The following is an 18,698-nucleotide window of genomic DNA, read 5'->3' as shown; positions in this document are numbered from 1 at the left end:
ACAAATAAACCTTTTAAGCGTCGCTTCTGAACGGGAAGGGGTGAGGCATGCAGCCCTGGCCGCCATCAGAAAAATATTCATAAATATTTCGCATGATTCTAACTCAGTCCACCCCGGTTAAGAAATGCTGATTCACAATCTGAACGGTAGCCTGGTCTGTAACGCGCAGTGGCCCGTGGATCGTCTGGTACCTGTCCATTGATCGTTACATTAAAAAAATAGTCGCCAAACCTAAAAAAATAAAAAAACCACCGGTATCGGTGATTGCCGTAATCATTACGCTGGAACCAATGGCGGGGTCGCGGCCAAGGCGTAACATGGTCATCGGTATAATAACCCCCATGACCGCGGCCACCAGCAAGTTGAGAATCATTGCCAGAGTCATTACGCCACCCATCGCCCAATCGCCATACAGCAACCAGGTGACTATCCCCATCAGCCCTCCCCAGACAATGCCGTTGATAAAGGCGACACCCAACTCCCTCATCATCAGAAACGACAGGTTTCCCATCTGGATATGATGCAGGGCCAGCGCGCGCACGATCATGGTGATCGTCTGGTTACCGGTATTGCCGCCAATGCCAGCAACAATCGGCATCAAGGCGGCGAGGGCAACCAGTTGCGAGATCGTGTGTTCAAACAGTCCGATAACCCGTGAAGCAATGAATGCTGTACACAGATTGATTGCCAACCATGCCCAGCGGTTGCGCACCGCTTTGGTTACCGGCGAAAAAACATCTTCTTCAGGACTGAGGCCGCCCATCCGGCGCAGACTGGACTCGCTCTCTTCATTGACGACATCGAAAATTTCCTCGATGGTCAGGCGGCCCATCAACTTGCCTTTTTCATCGACCACCGGCGCGGTAATCAGGTCGTAGCGCTCAAACGCACTGGCGGCATCTTCGGCTTTTTCGTCCGGCAAAAACGTCACCGGATCGTTATCCATCACCTCAGAGACCAGCGACGAGGGTTGATTCAATAGAATAGACGTCAGCGGCAGTTCACCGAGCAGTTTGTTCTTTCGATCGGTAACAAACAATTTGTCAGTGGCATCGGGTACCATTTTCTTTTTGCGCAGATAGCGCTGCACCGTTTTCAACGACACATCGGGACGGATGGTGATCAACTCGAAATCCATGATGCGGCCAACGCAATCCTTGCCGAACGTCATCACTTCCCGCACTTGGGCGCGTTTGTTGGGGTCAAGAGAGGTCAACACGCGGCCCATCAGGTCTCGGGGCAGATATTCGGCCAGATACACCTGTTCATCAACGTCCAGCGAGGCCATTGCCCGCAACAGATCGCGGTCGCTCATCTCTTCGATCAGGCTGTCCCACACCGTTTCTGAGACTTCGGCCAGTGCTTTGCCGCGGGTGTTATTGCCAACCAGTCGCCAAAGTGCCAGACGTTCATCGCGCGGCAGGGCTTCCAGTAAATCGGCGAGATCGGCTGCGTGTAAATCATCGAGTAACGTTTTTATCTCTGCCGTCTGATTCAGTAACTCGCTGTTGCTAATGTGCTCATTACCGATCTGTCTCCCCAAAATACCGTCGATTAACATTTTGTTATTCAACAAAAGAAGGAGAATTTTGCTGCGGATCTCGGCCAGTTCTTTAGTGTTATGTTTTACGGCAGACATGAAGTATCCCTTAGGTGTTCAAACAGTAAGTCACGTACAGGTTCTTAGGGCTGGCTTTTATAAGATAGAACAAGTTAGAGACGGCGTTTTGCTTCGTCAGAGACGCCATCATTTGCAGGAGAGTCAATGCCGGGGATCAATCAGGGAGTTTCTTCGTTGTTGCAGCCGGCGCAACAGGTTGTTCTATTTGGTTTTTCTGTTTGTCCTGATGGTGGAAAATAGCACCCACGCCTGCATAGATCATCCGTCCAAATAAAATGATAAAGCTAATCACCAGTACAATCTTGGTCATTTGGATGTTGGTTTTTCTGCGCATAGTGGTATCTGCTTACCCAGTTTCCTTTTGAATATTGTCCCATCAGATTATTCGATTAATGCATAATGCTTTTTATCCGTCAATACGTTATCGGTATACCCCCCGCTGAGAAACCTTGGCGTCGTGCGACTGTGGGGATTCTATAGACCCCTCGGTTGGGCTGTCTATCACGATGCCCTCTCCATTTACTTTTCGTTTAATGATTAACCAGGATAGGGTATTGAATTAAAGTTTGGTGAATAAGTGTCGTCTTGGTATTTGACTAACTAATGTTTAGTGTTACGTTTATTGATATTGATCAAATTGTTTATTCTTTATCCAAATAGAATCCTCTTCCCATTTGATTTTAGGCGTGGTGATAATAATTACCCGTCTGTCAGTTATGTTTGGTTGCTCCAAGCGTGACCGCATTGCCAACCTTTTGTTCTCGCGCAGCGAGTTCACCTTTATATTGATAGTAACGATAATTCATGATGATGAGAAAAAACACCTGGCGTACCTTCGCTACCTACTGGTGGGGATTGCCGATGATTTGCGGCCTGATCATGATTCCATTGTCGTCATGGCTTTCGCCATCCGTCATGTTGGAACAAGGACGCACCTATTTCATCTATCTGCCGTTGGCTGCCTGCGTGGCATTGCTCATGGTCTACGATTGGCGTGCATTCCCTGGGATTACCACCGCGCTGTTGATCCGCTATGTAGATAAAAATGGGCCGGAAACCGGCGTTATCGTGACGCTTATCTATCTCTTTACCCTCAGCGTCTGCTGGATGGGATACCGTGCTTACACGCAGAACCGCTGGTCGGTATCCATCGGCTTAATGAAGATGGTCAAGCCACGGTTGATATGGCTGGTAGGATTGATGGGGACCTTTTTCATACTGTTGCTGCAACTGGTCATCGGGCTGGGACTGTTGCCCAACGAAGTGGGTGTCAGCGTTGACCAGTCATTCAATCTGCCCGCACTGATTAACTATCAGGCAGTATTGATCGGTTGCATGTCTTCAATGCAGCTCTTCTACTACATCTTGCGTATTATTCGCCAGCCACATTTTGCGATCGTCTTGTTGCAGCGCATGAAACGGGACATGGCACCCAACGTTACAAAGAATGAAATCCGGTTGTGGTTTTCACTGCTGATTCTGTTTGTTGTCTTGCTGTCGTGGCCCAGACAAGATCCGGATACGGCGAATATCCTGCTCAGCGATTACACGCTTACGTTATTGTTGCCGCTGATGCTTTACGGGGCGATGCGCTTTAGTTATCACCTGGTTTGCCTGACCTGGGGCGTGACGCTGCTCGTCTTGTTCTACAACTATCAGGAATTCGTTGAGTGGTCGAATCTTGAGCACAATCTGGTGTTTATTACTTCGCTGCTTCTGGTGTTCACCCTGTGTATCTACCTGCTGGCAACGGTGACCAGCCGCCAGCGCGACTTGAGTGAAAAAACCAGCAAGGCGTCGTTACTCGATCCGGTATTGGTTCTGCCAAATCTGCGGGCCTTGCAGCGGGATTTGGCCCACTATCCGCGTTCGATTATCTGCTTCATTCGCATTCCTGAACTGGATATGTTGAGTCGTAATTACGGCATGCAGTGGCGTATCGAGTTCAAACAGCGATTGGCTTCGACACTACGCCACCATCTGGGGGGCACTGAGGATATCTACCACTTGCCGGGCTACGATCTGGTGCTGCGCATTGAGTGTGACCAAGCCGAAGAGCGGGTTAATGAGCTTTATAAGATCACCCAATCGTTTCGCATGATTTGGAATGGATTCCCGATTCATCCACAGTTCGGTTTTTCATGGTGCATGGTATTGCCGCCAGTGATGCATCTGCATATGTTGTTGGGCGAATTGAGCACTATTGCCGAGATTTCATTGACCAGCGGTCGTCCCGAATCCACATTGCAGGTGAATAGCCATGTGCAGTCGGAGATCAAAGCCAAAGTTTCCATGCTGCACCGCATCCAGAGTGCATTGGATGGCGATAACTTTGTCTTGATGGCGCAACCGATTCAAGGCATCCGTGGTGATAGTTATCATGAAATTTTACTGCGGATGCCAGACAGCAACGGTAATCTGCTCTCACCGAACAGTTTCTTGCCTGTCGTGCACGAGTTTGGTCTGGCCTATCAACTCGATCTCTGGGTCTTGACCCACACCCTCAAGTTTATGCAGCAGAATCGCGACACACTGCCGGGATGTCGGTTTGCCGTCAATCTGTCGCCGTCTTCACTGTGCCGTCCGGGTTTCAGCCATCTGGTGCATCAGTTGCTGCAGGAGCATGAGGTCGAGCCATTCCAATTGGTGTTCGAAGTAACCGAGTCACACCTGCTGCATAATATTAAATATGCCGAAATAGCCCTGATCGAGCTGCGTAATCTGGGCTGCCGTATTGCTATTGATGATTTTGGTACGGGCTACGCCAGCTATAGTCGGCTGAAGGAGATTCAGGCGGATATCGTTAAAATCGACGGCAGTTTCGTGCGTAATATGCTGACTAACCCGATTGACGCGCAGATTGTACGTTCCATTTGTCAGGTCGCGCGATTGAAGCATTTATCGATCGTTGCCGAATATGTTGAATACGAGGAGCAGCGCGAAGCCCTGAAATTGCAAGGCGTGGATTACATGCAGGGCTATCTGATTGGTAAACCCCAGCCTCTGGCGACGCTGTTATCTGCCAGGACTGAGGTCAAGCCGCCGATCGTTGGGTCTGATGATGTTTCGTTATAATGCTAACTAACTGAACGGCAGTACTAATTGATCAGCAGTGCCAGGCGATCGGAAATGCTCATTGATCAAAAGCGCTAACCGAGCCAGGCCGCACCGCGAACGCCACTGCTGTCGCCGTGCTGGGCCTGAACAATACGGGTCGTAAACCGATCGGTGAAGACATAATTGGCAACCCGCTGTTCAATGGTTTGATATATCGCCTGAATATTCGACATCCCACCACCCAATACAATTGCACCGGGGTCGATATGGTTGACGATCGAGGCCAGCGAGCGAGCGAGTTGATCCAGATAGAGTTCAAACTGGGCACTGGCCGCTGGATGACCCTGTTCGGCCAACGCGACAATGTCATTGGCCTTCAGTCGTTCGCCAGTGCGCAGCAAATAGCGCTCACTTAATCCGGTGCCGGAAACAAAGGATTCCACGCAATTGATCTGGCCGCAGTAGCAGCGTGCCGGTGCGCCGTCTTTTTTCTCATCATAGCCGGGCAGGGGATTGTGACCGCACTCGCCAGCATTGCCATTATTGCCAGCAATCATCCGCTTACCGATAGCCAGGCCGCCACCGCACCCTGTTCCCAGAATGACACCAAAAACGATATCGTGATCTTTCCCGGCACCGTCTACGGCTTCTGACAAGGCAAAACAGTTGCCATCATTGGAAAGGGTAACGGGCTGCCCAAGCCGGTCGTGCAGATCCTGCGGTAAAGGCTCGCCATTCAATACCAGAATATTCGAATTTTTTATTAAACCAGTGAGCGGGGAAACGCTGCCAGGGAGGCAAATACCGACCGACATGGGCGACGCAAAGCGGGCGCGGATCTGGCTGATGATTTGCGTGACATCGTCAACGAACTGCGCATAACTCTCTTTCTGCGTTGCTGTACGCTGTTTATGCAGTAACTCTCCTTGTTCGGTCAAAACCACTGCTTCAATCTTTGTGCCGCCGATGTCCAATCCCAAACGCAACATAGTCTGTCCTTTTCACGTTTCTTATCAGAAAAAATAGCTTGTCAGAAAAAACTTCTTTTCAAAAAAATAGCCTCGCCATTAAGATACGGCGGAAATTTTGTTTAGTAAACAAATTACGGGCAAAAGTGAGAGCGGCATCATCCTGTCTTTTAACCCAAGAAATTTATGATAACGCTCGCATTAAAATGTTTAATAAACACGCCGTCCTATCACTGGCTGACAGAAACCGTAATAATGCCGCCAGAGAGAGTAAAAAGGATGGGCTCATGGCAGTAAGAATTCGTGATATTGCCCGGCAGGCAGGGGTTTCGGTGGGAGCGGTTTCCCGCGCGCTCAAAGGGCAGGGCGGGCTGAAAGAGGAGACCCGGCAGCGTGTTGTCGCGGTCGCGAATGCGCTGGGTTACGATTTTGGCCGTTTACGGAATGAGCCGATTAAACGCATTCTGTTTCTGTTGCATCGGCAACACAATATCGCGCTGGCCCTGCCTTTTTATTCGGCGGTACTGCTGGGAGCGGAAAGCCTGTGCCGCGAACGCGGTATCGCTCTCAGCTTTCTGGCGCTGGGGCCAACGGACGCCATTGAAGAGCAAATCAAACTCCATGAACCGGATGCCTTTCTTTGTGCCGGATTCTTCGAGCCTGAACTTTTGGCATTGCTAAAGAGTAGCGGCAAACCTCTGGCGCTGGCCGATTTATGGGTGCCCGGCATTGCCAGCGTGAATCCTGACAACGTGCAGGGTGGTTATCTGGCAACCCGCCACCTGATTGACGGGGGGCGCAAACGGATCGCGTTTCTGGCCAGTTCGCTGGCGCATTTCAGTATTCGTGAACGTGAAAAAGGTTATCGGCAGGCGCTCTTCGAAGCCCGGATGCTGAACGATCCGGCGTTGGAAGTTATTGCACCGTCGGTGATGAGCACCGAGGAGGGATTGACGCTGGCTGTGAAGCAACTTCTGGCGTTGCCGTCGCCACCCGACGCGATTTTTGCCTACAACGATTCGGCGGCCATGATTGCGCTGCGCCTCTGTCGCGAAGCGGGTATCCGGGTGCCGGAAGAGATCGCCATTGTCGGGTTTGATGATATTGATGCCGCGTCGCAGGTCCGGCCTGCGCTAACGACGCTGGCAATTGACAAGGCAGAGCTTGGACGACGGGGAATTGCATTGCTGCTCGACCCCGAGCTGGCCCTGAGCCAGCAACAGATTCCGGTGACGCTGAAGGTCAGGGAGAGCAGTCTCGGCAACGTCAGATAAAATAGCGGCAAACAAAAACGGCCTTCCCTGCGATGAACAGCGAGGCCGTTTTTCTGATCAGAACCCTTATGACGCCTTTTTAGGTATGACCTCTTCCGGTTCTTCGTCGAGAATCAATTTCCAGCCGGTTACATCTTGCCAATAGGCTTGCTCGCGTTCGAAATCCAACTGTACCAACGTGTTCTGCACCAGATAACCGTGTGGAAACCGCAGCGTCCAGTGATTGTCATCGGTAATCAGGCGCAGGCTCTCCGGCGTGGTGGTTGACTGGCGCTGATTATTCAGCAACGTACCCAGCCTTAGCAGTTGGACCAGAGGCAGGTAATATTTTTTCCTGAACAGATTCAGGCGCGGCAGTTCTTCCAGCTTGATGCCTTTGCGATGGAAACGAACCAGCGTCGCTAACAGGATCTGTTGTTCCTGGGTGAAGCCGGGCAGATTGGTATTTTGCAGAATGTAGGCGGAGTGCCGATGCATGCCCGTGTGGTTGATACTTAACCCGACTTCATGCAGCATCGCCGCCCACTGCAATAATGCTTCGAGCTGTGGCTGAACCAGTTTGGGATTTTGCGCCAGCCACTGGGCGTAGAGTTGCTCCGTGGTCTCCAATACGCGGCGAGCCTGTTCGCGATCGATATTATAGTGATCGGCCAGACTGCGTGCGGTACGGATGCGGATATCCTGATGGCGGAAACGGCCTTCCATTTCATAGAGCACGCCTTCGCGCAACGCACCGTCGGATAAACGCAGTTCCTTGATGGCCAGTGCATCGAATACGCCGCAGAGAATTGCCAGTCCCGGCACAAATACCGATTGGCGATCCTCGGAAAGACCCGGCAGGCTCAGCGCACTGAAATGTTTGTATTGCAGCACCTGCTCGACCAGCATCTCCAGACGTTCGGGGGTGATCAGGCCATCCTTCTCCCCCATCTCGACCAGCACTTCATGAGCCGCCTTGATCGTTCCCGACGCACCCAACGCATATTGCCAGCCCTGAATACGGTATTGCCAGACCAGCGTCTCCAGCTTTTGCACGGCAGCCATTCGCGCCCGGCGGAAATTAGCCGGGGAGATGTCGCCCTGCGGGAAAAAGATCTGGCCGAAACTGACGCATCCCATGCGTCGGCTCTCAGCCAGCAGCGGTTCGAAGTCCTCTCCAATCACCAATTCGGTAGAGCCCCCACCGATATCGATCACCAGCTTGCGGCCTTTTTCGGGTTGGGTATGTTCTACGCCCATAAAAATCAGGCGCGCTTCTTCCTGACCCGAAATAATCTCGATCGGGTAGGGGATCACTTTCGCCGCACGCTTGAGAAAATCCTCCGCATTGACGGCTTCACGCAAGGAGTGTGTGCCAACGATAGTGACGTTCTCGGGCGAGAAGCCTTGCAGACGTTCAGCGAAGAGTGCCAGACAAGCCAGACCCCGTTCCATCGATTCTTCGCTCAATACGCTGTGGCTGTCTAACCCATCGGCGAGGTGCACCCGTTGTTTCAGACGACCCAATACCTGTAGCGCACCGTTAACGACGCGGGCAATGACCATATGGAAACTGTTTGAGCCAAGATCAATGGCGGCAATTTCCTGTGGCTTACTGTTACTGTTGGTAGGACTGTTTAGCGGCATAGTGTCTGGCCTACTGTTCTGGCTGTTCCAGGGTCTTTAAATAATTATAAATCGCTAGCTGTGCACGGACTTTGCGGCGATTACCGCGCGGAACATACCGATTGCTCAGCTCACTGTCGAGATATCTGGCTTTTACCGTGTCACTTAGCAGGATCTCGATGATATCCAGGATCCGCTGTTTCAACGTTGGGTCGAGTATGGCGACAGCGACTTCGATGCGGTAATCGATATTGCGCGTCATCCAATCTGCCGACGACAGGTAAACCCGGGTATCACCGCCGTTTTCAAAAATATAGACCCGATCGTGTTCAAGGTAACGGTCGATGATGCTGGTGACCTGAATATTTTCACTGACGCCAGGCAGATTCGGTACCAACGTACACATACCGCGCACCAGAAGACGGATTTTGACGCCCACGCCGGAGGCGGCGTAAAGGCGATCCACCAGACCTTTATCAACCAGGTTATTGATCTTCAATGTAATACCGCCGCTTTCACCCGCCTGCGCATTGGCGATCTCCTGATCGATCAGTGCGTACAGCATTTTGCGGGAGTTTTGTGGTGACACCATCAAATGTTCAAAGGTGACCGGACGATACGGGTTTTCGATGAAATTAAATACCCGCCGGACTTCATTCGTGATGCGGGAATCCGCAGTGATCAGCGAATAGTCAGTATAGAGTCTTGCCGTTTTTTCATTGAAGTTGCCGGTGCCGATATGGGCATAACGGATAATTTCATCCCCTTCACGACGGGAGATCAAAAACAGCTTGGCGTGTATCTTCAGGCCGGGCGCGGAGAAAATAACGTGAACACCCGCTTCGGTGAGCCGCTTGGCCCAGTGAATATTGGCCTCTTCATCAAAACGCGCCTGGAGTTCGACCACCACCGTCACTTTCTTGCCGTTATGGGCGGCATGAATCATTGATTCAATAATCCGCGAGTCTTTCGCCACGCGGTAGATGTTGATTTTAATCGCCAACACGCTGGGGTCGAACGAAGCCTGCCTGAGCAGTTCGAGTACGTGCTCAAACGTGTGATATGGGTAATAGAGCAGGACATCATGCTCACGAATGGCATCAAAGCCGTTGCGGAATTTATCAAACCAGGTATGGCGCAGGCGTGGCAGAGGCCGGTTAACCATATTGGCTTTACCCACATTCGGGAAGCTGATGAAATCCTTGAAATTATGGTAACGTCCACCGGCGATGACGGAATCGTAGTTGGAAATCCCCAGCTTACTGCGTAGCAGTTCCACCATTTCGTCGGGCATATCGCGTTGATAGACGAAACGCACCGGTTCTGCGGTCAGTCGCTGCTTCAGACTGGAAGACATCAGCTCCAGCAGACTGGATTCCATTTCTGTGACCAGATCGTATTCTGCGTCGCGGGTCATTTTCATGGAATAGGCATTCAACGTGTCGTAATCGAAGAAGCCCTTGAAAATATCATCCAGACAATTACGCAAAATGTTATCCAATAGAATCATTGGCTTGCGACGACGAGGCGCTTCCGGCGGCAGATTGACAAAGCGCGGTACTTTGTCCGACGGAATCTCCAGCAGCGAGTAATCAATTTGTTCACCGCGAATGATCTCCACCGCCAGATAGGTGTAGTCATCCTTCAGGAACTGCACCAGATTGGTCTCATGGTTGATGAGGATCGGCGTGATAAATTGGCGCAAATGGTGTCTGAAGTAGTGGCGTAACCACTGTTGCTGGTTTTCAGATACCTGACGCTCGTTGATCAGGAAAATCTGGTTGCGCGCCATTTCCAGCAATAAGTCATTGTAGAGGCTGTCAAATTCCTGATCGGTTTTCAGAACTTTTGCCTGAATCTTTTTCAGCAGATGTCGTGATGCGCCGAGTGAGCCTTGCTCCTCGCTAATCAGGATGCGCCGCTTTAAATCAGCAAAGCGAACTTTGTAGAACTCGTCCAGGTTATTGGAATAAATACCGAGGAAGCGCATCCGCTCGATCAGGGGATTGCTCTTGTCTGCGGCCTCTTGCAGTACCCGTTCATTAAAAGATAACCAACTGAGTTCTTTATCTATGTAGAGCTTTTCCTGACCCATTGTCACTCCAATCATTAAGCCTGGAGCCTGTCCCGCTAGGCTTCTTAGCTTGTTGCGCCTACTGGGAAAGATCTCTTCCGGGGGAGTAGTAGAAATAGGCGCCTAGTGTCCACAAACATTATTGCGAGAGATTGACAAGAAAGTCCAACAGATCTCAGAGGTTAAGTTTGTCATGCATTGTTCAAAAAACTGACATAAGATGCGCGGTTAGTCAGTGTATAAGTGAAGCGTAGCTGCCAAAATTGCGGTGTGCGATTATTTTCCTTTTGGTCAGAGAACCCAGTGCAGATAACCCTTAGCCAACAGCATCGCGATCGCCGCCGGGCACGGATTGACCGTCTGGTTCGCTTCGCCGTAACCAGTAGCGGACTGCTGGTGCTGATGACTCTGATGCTGATTTTTTTCTATTTACTCTATAGCGTCTGGCCGCTTTTTCGCCCGGTGTCGGTCTCGCTTCATGCGCAATTACCGATCGCCCGCAGTGCTCCTGCGCTGGCTGTGGGTCTGGATGCCGATCAGCAATTCGCCTATCGCATTGGGAGTGACGGCGTAGGGGAGTTTCTCCCGTTGGCGACGGGAAAACCGCCGATCGCGGCGCGACTGGCTATCCGGCCTACCCTGCTGGCGGTAAGTGCCGGACGCAATCCACTGTATGCGCTGGGACAGGCCAATGGCCAAGGCGTTCTGGTGCGGCCAGATATCCCGCTCATCAAGCAAACCTCCGCACAGCCCGGCTGGCAGTTCCCATTTGGCGACCAGCCCTTGGTTTTCGATCGTTATGGACATGCGCTGACTCACCTCGCACTGGCTGAACCGACAGAAAACAAAGTAATACTGGCTGCCGTGACTGACGATAACCGACTGATTGTGACCTACCTTGAGCCATTGCAATCCCCGATTTACCTCGTTGATGAACCGCTGGCGGAACGCCCTGATCGGTTGTTACTGACGCCGGATGGCAAAACGATCTATCTGCTGAATGGTAATATCCTGTCAGTCTATGTAGTTCAAGACCCAGTGCAAAACATAGCGCAGAACGTAGCGCAAAACTTAGCGCAGCACGATGGGCTGCATAACGACCAGCCAGGCAATACCCGCATCAGCCTGCGTGAGCGAGTCACCCTCGGCAAAGAGCCTCCTCATTCACTGGCGCTGCTGAGCGGCGGAAATTCACTGTTGGTGCAGGAAGCAGACGGCAGAATCAGCCAATGGTTTGATGTGGCGAACCATCAGCAACGCCATTTGCAGCGTATCCGTTACCTTGAGCACGCAGAAGGTGGGCCATCCCTGCTGGCGACGGAAACTGCGCGCCGGGTATTTGCTTCTCTGTCGGCAAACGGCCATTTCTCCCTGGATTCCAGTCTGCAACCCACTCCGTTGCTGAATAAAACCCTGGTTCCCGGCGTCACGAATATGGCCTTCGCCCCGCATGGCGACGGTTTACTGCTGGAGAATGCGCAGGGTTTGCATTGGTATCACGTCACCAATCTCTATCCGGATATCAGTTGGCGCACCCTGTGGCAGAAAGTCTGGTACGAAAACTATCCCCAGCCGGAGTTTGTCTGGCAATCCACCTCAGGTAGCGATAATTATCAGGCGAAGCTGAGCCTGATTCCGGTGATTTACGGCACGCTGAAAGCGGCATTTTGCGCCATGCTTTTCGCCGCGCCGTTGGCGTTGGCCGGCGCGATCTATACCGCCTGGTTTATGTCCCCAGGATTGCGGCGGGTGGTAAAACCGGCTGTCGAGGTGATGGGCGCATTACCGACCGTGGTGATTGGCTTGATTGCCGGGGTCTGGCTGGCGCCGGTGTTGGAACGGTATCTCAGCGGTTTTCTGCTGCTGCCCTGGTTGCTGGCAGGCGTAACGCTGTTGTGCAGTGCAATCTGTGCCAGGGCGTCAATAACCCGCCGCATGCGCAGCGCGGGCTGGGAAGTCGTGTTGCTGCTGCCTGTGCTGCTATTGACGGTGTGGCTAACGTTTTATCTCGGTTCCTGGATCGAACAGGCAGTGCTTGGCGAGCCTTTACATATCTGGCTGGGCGCCGATTACGATCAACGCAATGCGTTGCTGGTTGGGATCGCCATGGGATTTGCGCTGATACCGATTATTTTTACGCTGTCTGAAGATGCGCTGTTCAGCGTCCCCCCGGCTCTCAGCCAGGGCTCACTGGCGTTGGGGGCAACGCAGTGGCAAACCATGGTGCGGGTGATATTGCCCTGTGCCAGCGCCGGAATATTTTCAGCGCTGATGATTGGTTTTGGCCGGGCGGTGGGGGAAACCATGATTGTGCTGATGGCAACTGGCAATACGCCGATTGTCGATGGCAGCCTGTTTCAGGGGCTGCGCGCGCTGGCAGCCAATATCGCCATTGAAATGCCGGAAGCGGTGGCGGGCAGCGGTCATTACCGGGTATTGATGCTGACGGCGTTGGTGCTGTTTATCTTTACGTTCGTGCTCAATACGTTGGCTGAAGTTGTGCGCCAGCGATTGCGTGCGCGTTACAGCCAGCAGCAGGGGGAATTATGAGACGCTGGATAAAGTCGGGCTCCCCCTGGATATGGCTGACGGCGGGTTCAGTGGCCGTGAGTTTACTGGCTCTGGCCGGAATTTTGTTGCTGCTTGCCAGTCAGGGGATGCGCTATTTCTGGCCGTCGCCGGTTTACCAATTCACATTGAATCAGCCCGCCGCCGGGGCTGCCACGGTGATTGGCGAACTGTATCGGCAAGAGGCAATTCCACTTCAGCAATTGCGGGAAGCGGGCGTGCTTTTGCCCGACAATCCGCCAGCCACTATCGACCGCTACCTGATAAAAATCGGTAACCGCGAATTACAACAGCGAGATTTTATTACCCTGCTGGCAAGCGATGTCCAGCAGAAAAGTGCGCCAAAAGATCTCTTGGTCATCGAGCGATTGAACAACGGCACCGCCTACGGTTATCTGGTGGGGATGTTGGAAAATGGCCAGCCGCTGGTGGCGGAAAATCTTGCGCAAGCGCTACTGCGGCGGATTCCGGAAAACCGCACGCTAGCCAATCTGGCGCACAGAATTCAGCATCAACAGATGGCAGAGCTGAACGAGCAATTTGACGCGCTGCGTCTGGAAGAGCGAAAACTGCAATTGGACGGGCAGTTCAACGCCCGGGCAGAGGCGCGGATTCGGGCCGAGCGTATTGAGCTGGAACGGCAATTCAGCCAGATGACCGCCAGACGCGACAGTGTGCTGGAGGATCTCAGCCGCGACGCGCTGTTGCTACGGGACATGAAGGGGCAAGTTCACACCATTGCGCTGAGCGACGTGCGTGAAGCCTGGTATCCCAACGCCATGACGCTGGGGCAAAAATGGCGGCACTGGGCGAATCAGGTCAAGCAATTCGTCACTGAGAACCCACGCGCCTCGAATACTGAGGGTGGGGTATTTCCGGCCATTTTTGGTACTGTGCTGATGGTGATCCTGATGTCAGTGATGGTGATGCCATTGGGCGTCATTGCGGCCGTCTATCTGCATGAGTACGCGAAAAACAACTGGCTGACCCGACTGATCCGCATCTCCGTGGTGAATCTGGCAGGCGTACCGTCGATAGTATATGGCGTATTTGGCTTGGGATTTTTTGTCTATCTGGTGGGCGGCTCGCTGGACCGATTGCTCTATCCTGAAGCCTTGCCGGATCCCACGTTCGGTACACCGGGTGTGCTGTGGGCGGCACTGACGCTGGCGCTATTGACGCTGCCGGTGGTGATCGTGTCCACCGAAGAGGGGCTGTCACGTATTCCGCTGTCGCTGCGCCACGGTTCGCTGGCGCTCGGTGCCAGTAAATCAGAGACGCTGTGGCGCATTGTGTTGCCGATGGCGGCACCGGGCATGATGACCGGGCTGATTCTGGCTGTTGCGCGGGCTGCGGGTGAAACGGCTCCACTGATGCTGGTTGGGGTGGTCAAGTCTGCGCCGGTCTTGCCGGTTGACGGTATTTTCCCGTATTTACATCTGGAGCGGAAATTCATGCACCTCAGTTTCCAGATCTATGACATGGCTTTTCAGAGTCCGAATGTCGAGGCCGCGCGGCCTTTGGTCTATGCGACCGCGCTGCTGCTGGTGATAATCGTCGTTGGACTGAATCTGGCCGCCATGGGCATTCGCCATTCGCTGCGTGAAAAATACCGTTCACTGGGCATATAACCACGCTATTTTCTATTGCGCGTCTCACTACCAATGTTCAGGGTGTTTTGATGGGATTAATGACACAGGATAAACGGCCACAGTTGAATGTGCATCAACTGCCGGAAGCTGACACGGCGCTTGAGACCGAAGGGCTGAGTCTGTTCTATGGTGACAAGCAGGCGCTGTTTGATATCACCATGCGCATCCCTCGCCATCGGGTGACGGCGCTGATTGGTCCCTCGGGATGCGGGAAGTCGACGTTATTGCGCTGCTTTAACCGTATGAACGATCTGGTGGACACCTGCCGGATTGACGGAAATCTGCGGCTGAACGGTGAGTCGATCACCGGGAACAGCATTGATGTCGCGGCACTGCGCCGACGCATCGGCATGGTTTTCCAACGTCCCAATCCTTTCCCAAAATCCATTTATGAGAATGTGGTCTACGGCCTGCGACTGCAAGGCATCAGCGAACGTCGGATGCTGGATGAAGCGGTCGAACGGGCGCTGCGAGCCGCTGCGCTATGGCATGAGGTCAAGGATCGGTTGCGTGACAATGCCCTGAAACTGTCAAGCGGCCAGCAGCAGCGACTGGTCATTGCCCGCGCGATTGCGATTGAGCCAGAAGTGTTGTTGCTGGATGAACCCACGTCGGCGCTGGATCCGATTTCGACGCTGACCATCGAAGAACTGATCAGCGAGTTGAAACAGCATTATACCGTGCTGCTTGTAACGCATAACATGCAGCAGGCCGCGCGGGTGTCAGATTACACCGCGTTTATCCATGAGGGGGCGCTGATAGAGTATGACAACACTGACACGCTGTTTACCTCGCCGCGTCAGCGTCGCACAGAAGATTATATTACCGGCCGCTATGGCTGAATTACTTGGCGCTATGGCTAATAGCTGGCTCAGTGTGACCGCCTGCCGTCGGGGTTTTGTATTTCGCCAGATACTGTGGCTGAAAAATACACATGCGGATAACGGAGCGATATTCGCCGTTCACAAAAAATTCGTGCACTAATTCACCTTCCACTTCAAACCCCAGCTTGCTGTAGATATGGATGGCTTTTTTGTTCTCTTTGTCGACGATCAGATACAACTTGTAGAGATTGAGCACTGAAAAGCCGTATTCCATCGCCAGTTTGGCGGCGGCGCTGGCATAGCCTTGCCCCTGATGGGAAGGATCGATGATGATCTGAAACTCGGCCCGGCGATGAATATGGTTAATTTCGACCAACTCAACCAGCCCGACCCTCGTCCCTTCATGCTCAATGATAAAACGCCGCTCACTCTGATCGTGGATATGTTTGTTATACAGATCGGCAAGCTCGACGAAGGCTTCATAAGGTTCTTCAAACCAATAGCGCATGACGTTGGCGTTGTTGTCCAACTGATGGACAAAGTGCAGGTCTTCCCGCTCAAGTGGACGTAACCTGACGCTGCTGGGACTGGGCATATTTAGTCCTTATATCGTATGTGACATAAAAAATGGAAAAGATAGTATATACCCAAAGTACTTGGAGATGCAGGTAGGCAGCTTGCAACTGCTTCATCGGGGAAGGGAAGTTTAAAAAAATGCTTCTGCATTACAAGCAGTTATATAGTCGAATAATATAAAACACTTGGTTATATTCAAACGATGATTAATTTTATTATTATGAAGATTAAATCAATTATAACTAATTTAAATATTATCATATAGATATAACGCCTAAAACCCAAATGACATAATTTAATATTCCTTAATGAATCATAAATATTCATTTTTAAAATGAATATTATTTTATGCGATATTTGTCACTAAATTCACGTTTAAAGGTAATGAAAAATTAATAATTTAAGGTTATTTTTGTTAATTCTAATCCAAAGGAGAAAAGCATGAAGGATATTTCAGCTACTAATGAAATGATTTTTTCAGCTCGTTCAGAGCCAGAACTGATGGAAAAGTTTGCCTACATAGGTGATTCTATATTAACTGAAAGCGAGTATGAACCGTCTGAGAAAATAGCATTCCTTCCTCTGAATAGACTTAACTCCGCCACTGAGCGTAAGGAGTGCTTCCAGATTATTTCTGATGTTATTGAGTCAGGTTATTTTACCAGTGGTCCCTTTATCGCGGAAATTGAAAAATATCTTGGTGATTTTTATGCCGCTGAGGCCGCAATCGCGGCCAGTAGCGGAACTGATGCACTCAAGATAGCGCTGAAAGCAGTGGGTGTCGGGGTTGGTGATGAGGTGATATTACCTTTGAATTCTTTCGCTGCGACGGAGAATGCAGTGATGGCTATCGGGGCTACTCCAATTTTTACAAATATCGATTACTCCAATAATATGGTGCCTGAAGAGGTAGAGAGACTGAGAACTTCCCGAACTCGCGCCGTACTTCCCGTCTGTCTCTATGGTTCAGCAAGAAATTTATTGGAGATCTATAAAATATCCAGACGGTTGGATATACCCGTTATTGTCGACGCTGCACAGTGTTTTGGAATACAAAAAGTTATCGATTCTTGCGATATATTGACGCTCAGTTTTAATCCCTTTAAAAACATTGGTTCTTATGGTAAGTCCGGCGCGGTACTGACTCGTTCGAATGAACTTGCATGTCTTGCAAGACAATATTCTTACCATGGTTTTGCCGAAGGGAAGAAAAACATAAAAGCTCAGGATTGGGGACTAAACAGCCGTATGGATAACATGCAAGCGGCTGTTCTTAAGGTGAAAATGACGCACTTTGAAAAGAATGCCACCAAACGTTGTTTTCTTGCTGCCAGGTATATTTTGTCGCTTCAGCATCTCAACGAAGAATTAACCCTTCCCGTTGAAATATATGAAAATACATGGCACCTTTTCCCTCTGTCCCTTAGACATAAAAAACGCGATGATCTTTTGCAATTTGCCCGGGAGAGAAATGTGGAACTGGATATTTATTACCCAGTCTTGTCTCATTGTGGCAGTCATGATCTCGCGGTGCATTATCCGGACCACGGACAATTCATACACTCAGAAGGCTTCCATGCCTGTCTAATCCATTTGCCCCTCCATAACCACATGTCTCTTCAGGAGCAGGATATTGTTATTGAGGTGCTTAATGACTTTTTCTGCTGAAAATCTACCGCCGGAGTTACCTTTTCCAAGCGAGGTTCGTGCAGTAGTTTGCTGTGATCTAGATGAAACTTACATCCCATTTTCTCCTGAGAATAGACAGTTTGGCGGCGTAGGTCCCCTTGAGGCGTACCTATGTGCCGAAGGGGAAAAAAGAGGGATCTTACTTGGCTGGATCACCGGAACAAACCTGAGTTCTGCATTACGTAAGGCAGAGGGGTACATATCAAGAAGCCCCAACTTTCTTTGCTGCAGTTTGGGTACTGAATTTTATTGGATCAAGGGCGGGAAACTTGTCCCTTCTTCTTCCTGGAGGAAAAGAATAGAGCAGTCTGGCTATCGGCGTGAAAACGTTGACGAAATTGTAAGAATTATTAGGAAAAACAGCATTCAGCTTGAAAAACAGCCGGATGATTATCAGGGACCCTACAAGATAAGTTTCTATTATAGGATCCGGAAAGAGAGAGTACGTGACTTTGAATATATTGGTTCTCTCGCCCGACAGTTTCAAGTTCGTGCACTATTTACTAAATGTAATCCTGCCGCAGGCGATCCATCAGACTGCTATGACGTCGAGTTTATTCCGAGCTGCTGCGGTAAAGATGAAGCCGTTACGTTCCTTATGTCAGAAATAGGTATTTCTCAGGAAGCCATTTTCGCTTTTGGAGACAGTGCAAACGACTTCCCTATGTTCAACCGCGCAGGACACGCGTATCTGGTTGCAAATGCGGATCAGGCTGCCATCGACATTCACGGCCATAGCCTTGAAAAACCATACTGCCACGGCATTCTGAGCATAGTGGAGAGGATCTGA

Annotated in this window: 13 protein-coding genes; 7 read left to right on the top strand and 6 right to left on the bottom strand. The window is 51.1% G+C overall.

Annotated elements, in window-relative coordinates; genetic code table 11:
- Positions 1 to 205 precede the first annotated feature (205 nt).
- Together mgtE and DRI82_RS09610 are read right to left on the bottom strand one after the other, a co-directional pair.
- The gene (mgtE, locus tag DRI82_RS09615) at positions 206 to 1,639 is read right to left on the bottom strand and encodes a magnesium transporter (protein ID WP_114193270.1); all 1,434 of its coding nucleotides are present in this window, start codon (positions 1,637 to 1,639) and stop codon (positions 206 to 208) included.
- Positions 1,640 to 1,775: 136 nt separating this feature from the next.
- Entirely contained in the window at positions 1,776 to 1,955 is a 180-nt protein-coding gene (locus DRI82_RS09610; protein WP_114193269.1) for a YfgG family protein, read from the bottom strand.
- A gap of 470 nt (positions 1,956 to 2,425) precedes the next feature.
- On the opposite strand from DRI82_RS09610, the gene DRI82_RS09605 reads away from it, so the two are divergent.
- The gene (locus DRI82_RS09605; RefSeq protein ID WP_245956803.1) at positions 2,426 to 4,696 is read left to right on the top strand and encodes an EAL domain-containing protein; all 2,271 of its coding nucleotides are present in this window, start codon (positions 2,426 to 2,428) and stop codon (positions 4,694 to 4,696) included.
- A gap of 74 nt (positions 4,697 to 4,770) precedes the next feature.
- Here DRI82_RS09605 and DRI82_RS09600 read toward each other — a convergent pair whose 3' ends face one another.
- Complete coding sequence (locus tag DRI82_RS09600) at positions 4,771 to 5,667, bottom strand: ROK family protein (protein ID WP_114193268.1); 897 nt, start codon at positions 5,665 to 5,667, stop codon at positions 4,771 to 4,773.
- A 266-nt stretch (positions 5,668 to 5,933) separates the two neighbouring features.
- Here DRI82_RS09600 and DRI82_RS09595 point away from each other — a divergent pair, with 266 nt between their 5' ends.
- On the top strand, positions 5,934 to 6,920 hold the full coding sequence (locus DRI82_RS09595) for a LacI family DNA-binding transcriptional regulator (RefSeq protein ID WP_114193267.1): 987 nt from the start codon (positions 5,934 to 5,936) through the stop codon (positions 6,918 to 6,920).
- Between the two features lie 66 nt (positions 6,921 to 6,986).
- Here the strand turns inward: DRI82_RS09595 and ppx are convergent, their stop codons facing one another.
- Positions 6,987 to 8,546: an exopolyphosphatase gene (gene ppx, locus DRI82_RS09590; RefSeq protein ID WP_114193266.1), complete on the bottom strand. Its 1,560-nt coding sequence runs from the start codon at positions 8,544 to 8,546 to the stop codon at positions 6,987 to 6,989.
- 10 nt (positions 8,547 to 8,556) lie between these two features.
- A complete protein-coding gene (gene ppk1, locus DRI82_RS09585; RefSeq protein WP_114193265.1) occupies positions 8,557 to 10,620 on the bottom strand; it encodes a polyphosphate kinase 1 in 2,064 nt (687 codons plus the stop codon).
- Between the two features lie 282 nt (positions 10,621 to 10,902).
- Here ppk1 and DRI82_RS09580 point away from each other — a divergent pair, with 282 nt between their 5' ends.
- Genes DRI82_RS09580 through pstB form a run of 3 tightly spaced genes read left to right on the top strand, consistent with a single transcriptional unit; the run spans position 10,903 to position 15,661 of the window.
- Positions 10,903 to 13,149: an ABC transporter permease subunit gene (locus DRI82_RS09580; RefSeq protein WP_170138694.1), complete on the top strand. Its 2,247-nt coding sequence runs from the start codon at positions 10,903 to 10,905 to the stop codon at positions 13,147 to 13,149.
- Positions 13,146 to 14,798, top strand: coding sequence for a phosphate ABC transporter permease PstA (gene pstA, locus DRI82_RS09575; RefSeq protein ID WP_114193264.1), 1,653 nt, complete (start codon positions 13,146 to 13,148; stop codon positions 14,796 to 14,798). Before DRI82_RS09580 ends, pstA begins: the two co-directional genes overlap by 4 nt.
- A 50-nt stretch (positions 14,799 to 14,848) precedes the next feature.
- Positions 14,849 to 15,661, top strand: a complete 813-nt coding sequence (gene pstB, locus DRI82_RS09570; RefSeq protein WP_114193263.1) for a phosphate ABC transporter ATP-binding protein PstB — start codon at positions 14,849 to 14,851, stop codon at positions 15,659 to 15,661.
- Position 15,662: 1 nt separating this feature from the next.
- Here the strand turns inward: pstB and speG are convergent, their stop codons facing one another.
- Positions 15,663 to 16,238 carry a spermidine N1-acetyltransferase gene (speG, locus tag DRI82_RS09565; protein ID WP_114193262.1) on the bottom strand — a complete coding sequence of 192 codons (576 nt, stop codon included), beginning with the start codon at positions 16,236 to 16,238 and terminating at the stop codon, positions 15,663 to 15,665.
- A gap of 422 nt (positions 16,239 to 16,660) precedes the next feature.
- Here speG and DRI82_RS09560 point away from each other — a divergent pair, with 422 nt between their 5' ends.
- Both DRI82_RS09560 and DRI82_RS09555 read left to right on the top strand, forming a co-directional pair.
- The gene (locus DRI82_RS09560) at positions 16,661 to 17,887 is read left to right on the top strand and encodes a DegT/DnrJ/EryC1/StrS family aminotransferase (RefSeq protein ID WP_114193261.1); all 1,227 of its coding nucleotides are present in this window, start codon (positions 16,661 to 16,663) and stop codon (positions 17,885 to 17,887) included.
- Positions 17,871 to 18,698 carry an HAD-IIB family hydrolase gene (locus DRI82_RS09555; protein ID WP_114193260.1) on the top strand — a complete coding sequence of 276 codons (828 nt, stop codon included), beginning with the start codon at positions 17,871 to 17,873 and terminating at the stop codon, positions 18,696 to 18,698. The genes DRI82_RS09560 and DRI82_RS09555 overlap by 17 nt, the downstream gene beginning before the upstream one ends.

Origin of the sequence: Edaphovirga cremea (genome assembly GCF_003332275.1) — a bacterium.
Classification (GTDB): domain Bacteria; phylum Pseudomonadota; class Gammaproteobacteria; order Enterobacterales; family Enterobacteriaceae; genus Edaphovirga; species Edaphovirga cremea.
This window is presented reverse-complemented; position numbering and strand designations above follow the sequence as displayed.